Annotated in this window: 8 protein-coding genes; all 8 read left to right on the plus strand. The window is 59.6% G+C overall.

The features are described from left to right. The 8 genes from dnaA (at position 1) to BINDI_RS00040 (ending at position 12,341) form a co-directional block, all read left to right on the plus strand. Complete coding sequence (gene dnaA / locus BINDI_RS07545; protein WP_033491032.1) at positions 1-1,770, plus strand: chromosomal replication initiator protein DnaA; 1,770 nt, start codon at positions 1-3, stop codon at positions 1,768-1,770. Positions 1,771-2,181: 411 nt separating this feature from the next. After that, positions 2,182-3,306: a DNA polymerase III subunit beta gene (gene dnaN, locus BINDI_RS00010; protein ID WP_033491030.1), complete on the plus strand. Its 1,125-nt coding sequence runs from the start codon at positions 2,182-2,184 to the stop codon at positions 3,304-3,306. A gap of 105 nt (positions 3,307-3,411) precedes the next feature. Beyond that, positions 3,412-4,632 carry a DNA replication/repair protein RecF gene (recF, locus tag BINDI_RS00015; RefSeq protein ID WP_033491029.1) on the plus strand — a complete coding sequence of 407 codons (1,221 nt, stop codon included), beginning with the start codon at positions 3,412-3,414 and terminating at the stop codon, positions 4,630-4,632. Further along, the gene (locus BINDI_RS00020) at positions 4,629-5,126 is read left to right on the plus strand and encodes a DciA family protein (protein WP_033491027.1); all 498 of its coding nucleotides are present in this window, start codon (positions 4,629-4,631) and stop codon (positions 5,124-5,126) included. The genes recF and BINDI_RS00020 overlap by 4 nt, the downstream gene beginning before the upstream one ends. 261 nt (positions 5,127-5,387) lie before the next feature. Next, positions 5,388-7,427 carry a DNA topoisomerase (ATP-hydrolyzing) subunit B gene (gene gyrB / locus BINDI_RS00025; RefSeq protein WP_202805353.1) on the plus strand — a complete coding sequence of 680 codons (2,040 nt, stop codon included), beginning with the start codon at positions 5,388-5,390 and terminating at the stop codon, positions 7,425-7,427. A gap of 43 nt (positions 7,428-7,470) precedes the next feature. Then, on the plus strand, positions 7,471-10,224 hold the full coding sequence (gene gyrA, locus BINDI_RS00030; RefSeq protein ID WP_033491025.1) for a DNA gyrase subunit A: 2,754 nt from the start codon (positions 7,471-7,473) through the stop codon (positions 10,222-10,224). A gap of 409 nt (positions 10,225-10,633) precedes the next feature. Then, the gene (locus tag BINDI_RS07395; protein WP_148302003.1) at positions 10,634-11,158 is read left to right on the plus strand and encodes a DUF3566 domain-containing protein; all 525 of its coding nucleotides are present in this window, start codon (positions 10,634-10,636) and stop codon (positions 11,156-11,158) included. Positions 11,159-11,246: 88 nt separating this feature from the next. Then, on the plus strand, positions 11,247-12,341 hold the full coding sequence (locus BINDI_RS00040) for a VanZ family protein (protein WP_237742945.1): 1,095 nt from the start codon (positions 11,247-11,249) through the stop codon (positions 12,339-12,341).

Here is a 12,341-nt window from a genome sequence, read left to right on the forward strand (position 1 = left end):
ATGGCGCAGGATCCGCTGGATGCCACGGCCCAGGCCAAGAGAATCTGGGACGCGGTTCTGCAGGTGCTTCGCTACAGCAACTCACTCACCTCCCGCGATAAGGGATGGTTGGAGGACATCACCCCCGAGGCCGTGTTCGGCACCACTATCGTGTTGCGTGTCTCCTCAAGGGAAACCCAGGAGGCGGTACAGGGTCCGCTGAGCCAGCCCCTCTTCAACGCCCTCCAGCTGGTCACCAATCAGGAAATGTTCCCCGCCATCAAAATCGTCTACCCCCAGCAGGCCAATTCGGAACAGGGCGAGAATCCTCAGGCAGGCTTCGTGGGCAGCGGGGAATTCAGGCAGGTCCCCAACACCCAGCCGGATGCAGCCAAGGAAGCTGAAGTCCTTCCCTCATATCAGCCCTCCCAGCCGGCCCAAACCGATCAGGGCGAGCAGCAGACTTCAACCGGATGGCAGCCGAACCAGGGAAACCCCGTCTCCCAGGCAGGGGCCGCTCAGGACACCGGTCAAAAGACCCCGATTATTTCGAGCAGCGACTTCCATCAGGGCACCTATGTACCCATGACCCTTGATATGCAGGCGGAACTCGCTGAACAGCCTTCCGTTGTTCCCGTTGGGATACATGAGGGTGAGCAACCGGGTGAGACCTCCCTACCTCAGAAGCACCAACCCTTCTCGGTCCCCCAGTTCCCCATGGGTCAGAACAGGGTGGAGAGGGACTCCGAAACCCATCTCAACAAGAACGCGACCTTTGACACCTTCGTCCCCGGCGACTCCAACCGCTTCGCGAGAACCGTCGCCCTGGCCGTGGCCGAGGGATCCGGGCAGAATTTCAACCCGCTCTGTATTTACGGCAGTTCGGGCCTGGGCAAGACCCACCTGCTCAATGCCATCGGAAATTACGCCCTGGTCAAGGATCCGTCGCTCCGGGTGAGATACGTCAACTCCGAGGAATTCACCAACGAGTTCATTGACGCCCTCCAGAATTCCACCCAGGGGAACGGGCAGATCGCCGAGTTCAACCGACGCTATAGGGAGGTGGATGTCCTCCTGATTGACGACATCCAGTTCCTGGGCGGCAAGGAAGCTACCCTGGACCAGTTCTTCCATACCTTCAATGCCCTGCATGATGCCAACAAACGCATCGTCATCGCCTCGGACGTTCCACCCAAGAACCTCAAAGGGTTTGAGCAACGGTTGATTTCCCGTTTCGATTCCGGACTGACCGTCGATGTCCAGCCCCCGGACCGTGAAACCCGTGTGGCCATCCTTCGCATGATGGCCTCGATGAACGGGGTCAGCATCCCCAACGAGGTCCTGGATCTGATAGCCGAGCGGTTCACCGAGAACATCAGGGAACTGGAGGGGGCCCTGACCAGGGTCACGGCCGTAGCCAGCCTGAACAATCAGCCGGTCACTCCGGCACTGGCCGAACAGACCCTGCAGGACTTCTTCGCAACCGACATAGAAATCAAGCCGACCGACATCATTACCCAGGTGGCCAAGTACTTCCATCTGACCTTTGATGACATCGTGGGCCGCACCAGGACCAAGAACATCGCTCTGGCCAGGCAGATTGCCATGTACCTGGCCAGGGAGATGACCAGCATGTCCCTGGTCGATATCGGTGAGGTCTTCGGAGGCAGGGATCACACCACGGTCATGCATGCCTATACCCGAATATCCAATGAGATGCAGGAGAAGCGGGAAATCTACAACTATGTCATGGAGTTGACGGTCAGACTCAAACAGCCCGCAAACGCATAGCGACACGCTGGCATGCGGGGGATGAATCAGAAAAGTTATCCACTCACTTATCCCCAGATGTGGGCAAACCTTGGGAATAACCCACCGATTTTTCGTGGAAAAGTGGTGGAGTACCCGCGAATAAGCACCCTGAAAATGTGGATATTTCAGAATTTCTCGGCTCCTGTGGATAAATCGGCTTCTTATGCACACTTCCTAACCAGCTTATCCACAATCACCAATCTGCTCTTATCCACCTGGTTGCACGGAAATTAAAACTTATCCACACAATCCACCATGCTTACTACTACGAACTCATGAATATTTATGCAGCTCATCATCGTCTCAATCAGACAACCAGGGCAGACCTGATCGAAAAGCGGACCGGTTCGATAGAATGAATCCAGATCACTCATCGAAAAGAAGGCCCACATGAAAGTCGAAGTCAACTCAGCAGCCTTATCGGACGCCATCGCCTGGACGACGCGCGTCATCCCGTCGCGTCCGGCATCGCCCATCCTGGCCGGCATCAAGCTTGAAGCAGGCGACGGAACACTGAAACTTTCCGCTTTCGATTACGAGGTTTCCGCACGGAACCACATCGAAGCAGGAGTCGACGAACCAGGAACCGCACTGGTCCTGGGCAAACTCCTCGCAGACATAACCAAGTCACTTCCTGCGCAGAAGACCTACCTGTCGACGGAGGGTTCCAAGCTCACCATCACCTCAGGAAAGTCGACCTTCTCACTGCAGCTGATGCCCGATACAGAATATCCGGACCTCCCTGCAGTTCCCCAAACCATGGGCCAGGTGGATGCCGAGACCTTTGTGCAGTCCATCTCCCAGGCAATCATCGCCGTTTCCCGTGAAGAGAGCCGACCGGTCCTGACCAGCGTCAAGGCCGAAATCAACGGGGACAAGGTGGTCATGACCGCCACCGACCGTTTCCGCCTTTCCCGTTCCAGCTTCACCTGGACCCCGAAGGACAACGACTTCTCCACCTCCATGCTGATTCGAGGCTCCCTCCTGCGCGACATCGCCCGCTCCCTGGACGAGCATCAGAACGTTGTCATGGATTATGAGCAGGACAACCCCACCATCATGGGCGTTGAGAACGCCGGGAAGATATCGACCTCCCAGCTGATCGATGGTGAGTTCCCTGCCGTTGATCGGCTTTTCTCGGACGAATATCCGATTCAGGCGGTCATCTCCCGCCAGGAGCTGATCGATGCCATCAAACGTGTTGCCCTGGTTGCCGAGCGAAATGCCCCGATCAGGATGCTCTTCTCAGGCCAGGAGGTGACCCTCAGTGCAGGAAGTGCTGATGAGGCCCAGGCCAACGAGGTCCTCCCCGTGGACCTGGATGGCGAGGAAATCACCGTGGCCTTCAACCCCGGCTATCTGATTGACGGTCTCAGCGCCATTACCGAACCGTTCGTCCGGGTCAAGATGACCTCGGCCGTCAAGGCCGTGGAGTTCAACGGGCAGCAGGAGAAGGACTCCGAGGAGTCCATGGACTATCGCTACCTGCTGGTTCCCATGCGATTCAACAACTGATCCGTCACCCGCCCGCTTTTGGTCTGCACCGGTTGTGGACCTCTTTTCGAGGAATCCGCAACCGACAGCAGGGCAAGTGGGCCTCCCCATCCGAGGAAGCGTTCCGTGTACATATCCCGCCTGGTACTGGACCATTACCGTTCCTGGAGCACATGCCTCCTGGATCTGGAACCAGGTGTAACCATCCTCAAGGGCAGGAACGGGCTGGGCAAGACCAATCTTGTCGAGGCCATCGAGGTCCTTTCAACCGGAACCAGCCACCGTGTATCCTCCTCCCTGCCCCTGGTGGAGCGAGGACAGAGCAAGGCCACGGTCAGGGCACGGGTTCAGGGAGACGGTGAATCGGACGACTACGAGCTGACCATCGCAGCCAAGGGGGCCAAAAGGGGCCGTATCAACGGCGGGCCGTCCCTGTATATGCGCAGTCTGGTGGGTCAGGTGCCATGTGTGACCTTTTCACCGGAAGACCAGCGCATGGTTTCGGGAGAACCCTCGGTCCGGCGGGCCTTCCTGGACCAGGCCGGCGCCCTTCTGGATCCTGACTACTTCAGGAGCCGACAGGACTTCGCCCATATCGCCCAGCAACGTTCGACCCTGCTCAGGCAGCTGCTCAAACAGGGCGACCAGGGGGCCGACCAACGCAATGCCATCCTTGCAAGCCTGGAAATATGGACCGGGCAGTTCATTCGAGCAGGGTTGGACCTGACCAGACGGCGGGTGGGCCTGGTGGCTGCGCTCGCGGAACCGTTCAGGGCCCTGTATGCCGACCTTGCCGGTCCTGGTCAGGAAGCCAGCCTGGACTATGCCCCATCCCTGGATGAAATCAGCAATCAGACGGTATCCGAGGGTTCGGTAGAGGAGGCCGTCAGCCTTCATTTCCAACGAATCTATCCGGGTGAGGTGGCCCGGGGAACCAATCTGATAGGTCCCCAGCGCGATGACCTGGTCTTCGGACTGAACGGGATGCCAGCCCGTGAATTCGCCTCCAATGGCGAGATGTGGACCCTGGCCCTGGCCTTGAGACTGGCCCTCTTCAAAGTGATTATCCAGTCCAAACAGATCAGGCCGATCGTGGTCCTGGATGATGTCTTCGCCCAGCTTGACGAGGCTCGTAGGAGTCAGATCCTTGCCTTTGCCCGGGATCAGGACCAGGTTCTGATAACCGCTGCGGCGGATGGGGACATCCCCTCGCTGGATGGGGCCCGTCTGGTGGATGTGGATTCCCTGAAGACCGACTCTTCCGAACAGGAGCAGGACGAGGAAATCAGGAAGGCCCTGGCGGATCTGACCCGGAACGGTTCCGTACGGGAGAGTGGCAGGTCATGAGGGCTCCCGTCGTTGAAACACTGCATCTCGATCAACGTCTCCTTCCGGCACGGATCTTCGAGGAGTACACCCGCCAGGCGGCCAAGCAGAAGGATATGAAAGAGAGATCCCTCCAGTCCTGGTTTGAATTCGGCAAGCCGGGCAGGGATCCCAATCGCCTGGGCGGGGTGATTACTTCCTTGGCCACCGGTGGCGGATGGATGCCCCATATGAAGGTGGCCAGTCTACGGAACCGATGGGATACGGTGGTTGGGCCCGGCATAGCCGCCCACTCGCGGGTGGTCTCCTACAAGGACGGTGTCCTGGTCGTCCAGGCCCAGACCACGGTATGGGCCACCCAGCTGACCTACCTGGTCCCACAGCTCAAGGAAGCGATTTCCAAGCGCCTGCAGATGCCTGTGACGGAGGTCAGGGTGACAGGTCCCCACAACTACTCCTTCAGGAGGGGACGCTTTGATCCACCCGGCCGGGGTGTGCGCGACACCTATGGGTGATTCCGAGGAGGAGTGAATCAATCAAGGTACTTCCTGAGCTTTCTGAGAGCCCAAAGTCATATAAGGCTGGTAATCTATAGGATAGACGGTCAAACGCTTTCAAGACCCCTTTATGGACGATTTGGAATGTAATGACCATGGCAAAGTCCTTCGTGCAACCGTGTACGTATCTGATTACCGGGATGGTGCGAAGGTGCAGAAAGGAATACCGTGGCAGATCTTAATGCTGATCCGTCTGAAGATTCACCTGAGCAGGAGGGGTTGAAGCCCCAGGAACAGCTGGACAGTGCCCAGCTGGATGACTCCCTCTCCCCTGGTCATTATGACGCCAGCGATCTGAAGGTTCTGGAGGGGCTGGAGGCCGTGCGCATCCGTCCCGGTATGTATATCGGTTCCACAGGTCCCCGCGGCCTGCACCACCTGGTCTATGAGATCGTCGACAATTCGGTCGACGAGGCGCTCGCCGGGTATGCGGATCATATCGAAGTGACCATCCTTCCCGATAACGGCATCCGCGTTGTCGACAACGGTCGTGGCATCCCCGTTGACGAGGTCCCCGGCGAGGGGAAGAGCGGCGTTGAGGTGGTCATGACCAAGCTCCACGCGGGCGGCAAGTTCGGTGGCGGCGGCTACGCGGTCTCCGGAGGTCTGCACGGCGTGGGCATCTCCGTGGTCAACGCCCTCTCCACCCGCATCGATGTTCAGGTGCGGCGTCAGGGCTATCACTGGCATCAGAGCTTCCGCGACCAGACCCCCAACGCTCCCCTTTCCAAGGATGAACCCCTGGGGCCGGACGAGCATACCGGCACCTCGGTCACCTTCTGGGCGGATCCGGCGATATTCGAAACAACGGAGTATGACTTCGAGACCCTGCGCAGCCGCTTCCAGCAGATGGCCTTCCTCAACAAGGGGCTTCGCATCACCCTTACCGACCTGCGTCCCAATGAGGAGACCGGTGACGAGGTCGCCGGCGAAGAGGAGGACCCGGACGAAAAGGGTCAGACCGTCAGCTATCAGTATGCCAACGGCATCAAGGACTATGTAGACTACATGGTCAAGGTCCGCAAGGCCTCTCCGGTCGAGGAGGACATCATCGATTTCGAGGCCGAGGACCTCGATATGGGCATATCGGCCGAAATCGCCATGCAGTGGACAACCTCCTACTCCGAGTCGGTCCACACCTTCGCCAACACGATTTCGACCACCGAGGGCGGAACCCACGAAGAGGGCTTCCGTGCTGCCCTGACCACCATGGTCAACAGGTACGCCCGGGAGAAGAACATCCTCAAGGAGAAGGACGACAACCTTTCCGGCGACGATGTGCGTGAGGGACTGACGGCCGTCATCTCGGTGAAGCTGACCAACCCCCAGTTCGAAGGTCAGACCAAGACCAAGCTGGGTAACTCGGAGGCCAAGGCCTTTGTGCAGCGGGTGATGACCGAGCGGATGACCGACTGGTTCGATTCCCACCCATCCGAAGCCAAGAGCATCATCCAGAAGGCCATTGAGGCCTCGCACGCCCGTCTTGCCGCCAAGAAGGCCCGTGAGAACACCCGGCGCAAGTCCATCTTCGAGACGGCGGGCATGCCCGACAAGCTCAAGGACTGCCAGTCCAGCAACCCCGAGGAGTGCGAGCTCTTCATCGTGGAGGGTGATTCTGCAGGCGGTTCCGCCATTCAGGGCCGCAATCCCATGACCCAGGCCATTCTGCCGCTGAGAGGCAAGATCCTCAACACGGAACGGGCCAGCCTGGACCGCATGATGAAGTCCGACACAATCGAATCCCTGATTACGGCCGTCGGCGGCGGTTACGGCGAGGAATTCGACATCAACAAGGTGCGCTACCACAAGGTCATCATCATGGCCGATGCCGATGTTGACGGTGCCCACATCGCCACCCTGAACCTGACCCTCTTCTTCCGCTATATGAGGCCCATGATCGAGGCCGGCTACGTGTACGTGGCCATGCCTCCTCTGTACCGGCTCAAGTGGACCAAGGGTCCCCATGACTTCGTCTACACGGACGCCGAGCGCGACAGGGTGCTGGCCGAGGGCAAGTCCTCCGGCCGTCAGCTCCCCAAGGGCGAAGGAATCCAGCGCTACAAGGGTCTGGGAGAGATGAGCTACCAGGAGCTCTGGGAGACCACCATGGACCCGGAGAACCGCATCCTCAAGAAGATCCACATCGAGGATGCCGAACAGGCCGATGAGACCTTCACCATGCTCATGGGAGACGAGGTCGAACCCCGCCGTCTCTTCATCCAGCGCAACGCCCATGACGCACGGTTCATCGACGCCTGAGCAGGACGCCTCCTCTGTTCACCATTTGAGTTAAGGATCGATTTTGGCAGACGACAACAACAACGGCAATAGTTCGGACCAGGAGGGCATCAACCTGCCCGACGGGTCGCGCGAACCACTGAGCCCCCAGGAGATGGACAACACCGATTACGGTCTTCTCCAGGGTGAGCGGATTCAGCCCATTGACCTGCAGCAGGAGATGCGAGAGTCCTACCTCTCCTACGCCCTCTCCGTGATTGTGGAGCGTGCACTCCCCGATGTCCGTGATGGCATGAAGCCGGTGCACAGGCGGGTCATCTACGCCATGTACGACGGCGGTTACCGCCCCGACAGGGGATACAACAAGTGCTCCCGCGTTGTGGGCGACGTGATGGGTAAGTACCACCCCCACGGTGACGCGGCCATCTACGACACGATTGTGCGACTGGCCCAGTCCTGGTCCATGCGTTACCCCCTGATCGACGGACAGGGTAACTTCGGCTCCCCCGGCGACGATCCGGCCGCCGCCATGAGGTACACGGAGTGCCGCATGGCGCCCCTGGCCATGGAGATGGTCCGCGATATCGACAAGGACACGGTCGATTTCATCCCCAACTATGACGGCAAGACACAGGAACCGACCGTTCTGCCCTCCCGCTTCCCCAACCTCCTGGTCAACGGTTCGGCCGGTATTGCGGTGGGTATGGCCACCAACATTCCGCCCCACAATCTGCGTGAGGTCGCCCAGGGCGTGCACTGGGCCTTGGACCATCCGGAAGCCTCCAAGGAGGAACTCCTCAATGCCCTGATTAGCATCATCAAGGGGCCTGACTTCCCCACGGGTGCAACCGTCCTGGGACACAAGGGCATCGAACAGGCCTATCGGACCGGCCGTGGTCTCATCACCATGCGGGCCGTGGTCAACACCGAGGAGATCCGTGGCCGCATGTGCCTGGTGGTCACTGAGCTCCCCTACCAGGTCAACCCCGACCGGCTTGCCTCCTCCATCCGTGAGGCCGTGCGTGATGGGAAGATCCAGGGTATTGCCGACATGCGGGACGAGACCTCCGGCCGTACCGGTCAGCGTCTGGTTCTGGTGCTCAAGCGTGATGCCGTGCCCAAGGTGGTCCTGAACAACCTGTACAAGCACACCCAGCTTCAGCAGACCTTCGGTGCCAACATGCTGGCCCTGGTTGACGGGGTGCCTCGCACCCTGAGCCTCGATGCCTTTATCCGGCATTGGGTGGACCACCAGCTGGATGTGGTTGAGCGCCGTACCCGCTACCTCAAGCGCGAGGCCGAGGAACGCGATCACATCCTCCAGGGGTACCTGAAGGCCCTGGATATGATCGATGAGGTCATCGCCCTGATTCGGTCCTCCAAGGACGTCGAATCGGCCCGGACCGGTCTGATGGACCTCCTGGATGTGGACGAGGTCCAGGCCGATGCCATCCTGGCCATGCAGCTGCGCCGTCTGGCCGCACTGGAACGGCAGAAGATCCTGGACGAGCATGAGGAACTCATGCGCAAGATCGCGGACTACAACGACATTCTGGCCCATCCGGAACGTCAGCGCTCCATCGTGGGCGAAGAGCTCGATGAAATCGTCGACAAGTATGGCGATGAGCGCCGCACCAAGATTGTTCCCTACTCGGGCGAGATGAACGTCGAGGACCTGATTGCCGACGAGAACGTTGTGGTCACGGTCACCCATTCCGGGTTCGTCAAGCGGACCAAGGCGGATGAGTACAGGGCGCAGCATCGTGGAGGCAAGGGTATCCGTGGCACCAAGCTGCGTGAGGACGATGTGGTGGACCACTTCTTCCTGACCAGTACCCATAATTGGCTGCTCTTCTTCACCAACAAGGGCAGGGTGTACCGGATCAAGGCCTATGAGCTGCCCGAGGGGTCCCGCGACTCCAAGGGTCAGCATGTGGCCAACCTCCTCCAGCTGAGTCCGGGCGAGAATATCGAACAGGTCCTCTCCCTGCACGGATATGACGACGCGGAGTACCTGGTCCTGGCCACTCGGACCGGCAAGGTCAAGAAGACCCGCCTGGCCGAGTACGATTCCCCCCGCCAGGGCGGCCTGATCGCCGTTCGTCTGATGGAGCTCGGCGCGGCCGAGGGCGGTGAAGATGGGCAGGACGGTGTGCTGACCGACGAGCTGGTTGGTGCCGCACTCTGCAACGCGAAGGATGACATCATCCTGGTTTCCCGCAAGGGCATGAGTGTCAAGTTCCCCGCCAACGACGAGACCTTGCGCCCCATGGGCCGGCAGACCACCGGTGTTCAGGGAATGAAGTTCCGCGAGGGTGACGAACTGCTCAGCATGGACGTTGTCACCGAGGAATCCGACGAGGATCTCCTGGTGGTCACCGATGAGGGCTTTGCCAAGCGTACGGCCCTGAGCGAGTACCGTCTCCAAGGACGTAATGGATACGGGGTCAAGGCCATTGCCATGGTCGAAGGCCGTGGATCACTGGTGGGTGCCCTGGTGGTGGACGAGGATGACCAGATCATGGCCATCATGAAGTCAGGCAAGGTAATCCGTTCCGACGTGGCTGAGGTCAAGCGGACCGGACGCAACACACAAGGCGTGACACTGGCTAAGCCCGACAAGGGTGACGAGATTCTCTCGATTGCCAGGAACGCCGAAAAGGACGAGGCCGACCAGGAGACGGATGGTGCCTCCTCCGATCAGGGAGAGGTTATCGCCCAGGCCGCTCCCCTGGCTGCACAGGAACAGCCCATCGCCACTACGGGTACAGGCGAATCTGCCCCCGTCGACAGCGGATCCGAGGGTGACGGGGAATGACATTGGCTGCGATGGGCGGTGTAATGCCGCCCATCCGGTGGGATGGCCCGTCTACAAAGGTTGGTAGTCTCAATACAGATATCTAGGTCCCGGGTGCTGGGTCCGCAACAGTCAAGGAGTGCCGATGAGCCAGAACAAACAGGAAAAGGCCAAGGCTGAGAAGTCTCAGACGGTCAAGGCTAAGGTTCAGTCTGACAAGTCAGCTACCGGGCCCAGGGTGAGTGGCGGCAAGTCATCGGCTACGGGTGCGTCTCCAGCCAAGCGCAGGTCGTCATCTTCGACTTCATCTGTTGTGCCACAGCCAGGTACGGCAACAACTTCGGCCGCTGCGTCGACTCCAGGCAGGACCTCGGTTTCTTCGGGCAAGCCTGCGGCTCCGGTTTCGAAGCCGGCTCAGAATAGTGCGCCGGTGTCGGGTACGGTACCGTCCCCGCTCAGGTCGTCGGTTTCAGGTGGGGCCAAGGGCACCACGCAGCCGACTGCAGCGCGTTCCGCCAGGACCACAGCTCCGGATTCCAAGTCGGCTCAAGCTCGGACATCGACTTCGACGGGTGCAAAGCCCAACGTGCCCAGGGCCAGGCGTATGCAGCTCTCCTTGACGCGCTTGGATCCTTGGTCGGTGGCCAAGGTCACCTTCCTCCTGTCCATTGCCGCAGGCATTATCCGGGTGGTGGCAGCGGCCCTGCTTTGGATTCTCCTCAACATGATAGGGCTCTTCGATAATCTGACCCAGGTCGTATCGAAGACCGGTCTGGATGCCGGTGGTTTCGACTTCGGCCAGGTGATGAGCCTGGGTACGGTATTGAGTTCGGTCACCATCTACTCTATTTTCAAGATTGTCGTGGTTGTGGTCCTGGTGACGATTTTCGCCTTCCTCTATAACATGGTCAGCTCTCTGGTGGGTGGTATCCATGTGACCCTTGGTGACGACTGACCTCTTGCACTACCGTGCCGACCGCCGCCGGTGTCTTCATTCCCTGGGAATGATCACGCCGACGGCGGTCTTGTCATAAGCTGGAGGTGTGCTTTCGACATATCTGGGTTATTTCAGCGGGTCCTTCGGCATATCCCTGATTTTCTGGCCCCTTACCTCGCTCCTGCTGACGCTGCCCATCCTTGCCCTGATATACAACCGCTATCACCGCCTACGCCTGGTTTCGGCCCTGACGGCCTACCTGGTCATCCTCTATCTCCTTGCCCTGGTCTTCTTCACACTCTGGCCGATGCCGGACGACAGGGAGGCGTTCTGTGCCACCCACCACCTGCATCCCCAACTCAACCCTCTGCAGTTCATGACGGATCTGAGCGCAGGTGGGCGTATGGCCCTCCTCCAGATCGTGCTGAATGTGGTCTTCTTCCTCCCTCTGGGCTTCATTATGGGCAGGGTCTGCCGATGGAGGTTGCGACTGGCCCTGCCGGTCGGATTCCTCGTCTCGCTCTTCATTGAAACAGCCCAGGGCACAGGGGCTTTCGGTCTTGTAGGGTGCGCCTACCGCCTTTTTGATGTGGATGACCTGATATGGAACACTTCCGGTGCCCTGATCGGGTATCTGGTTGCCCTGGTGGTCAACCGCCTTCTGCCCACCAAGCAGACCGACGCGGCGGAACTCGTCACCAGGCCGGGCTTCCTGCATCGCTGTGTGGCCCTGGCGGTGGACCTGGTGCTGTGCTACACCCTCTCCATGTCACTGGGGTTGGGATTGACCTATGCCGTGCATAAGTTGGCCACCTATCAGCTGGACGGAAGTTACCGGTTGGGTCTTCTGGTGGTGGATCCCAGTCATCTGAGCGGCATGGTGACCATCCTGGATGTGTTGCTGCTCGTGCTTTTTGAGCTGCTGATTCCCCTGCTCAGGAGAGGCAAGACACTGGGTGCCACCTTCACCCACATGACCGTGGAGACCAAGGTCCGAAGGGGCTGGTCGCGGGTTGTCTTCTATGCCTTCCGCACGGCGGTGATTCTGTCCATCTTCGGTCCATGGACGGGAACCATGCGTCAATGGACCCTCCTGCTTGCGGTGGTTCTCTTCATCTTCTACCTGTTCAAGCGGCAGATGCCTTACGACTTGCTGCCCGGGCAGGACCGGTCCCATCAGCCCTCCCCCGCAGTGCGCTGA

The sequence above is a fragment of the Bifidobacterium [indicum] DSM 20214 = LMG 11587 genome (assembly GCF_000706765.1).
GTDB classification, from domain to species: domain Bacteria; phylum Actinomycetota; class Actinomycetes; order Actinomycetales; family Bifidobacteriaceae; genus Bombiscardovia; species Bombiscardovia coryneformis.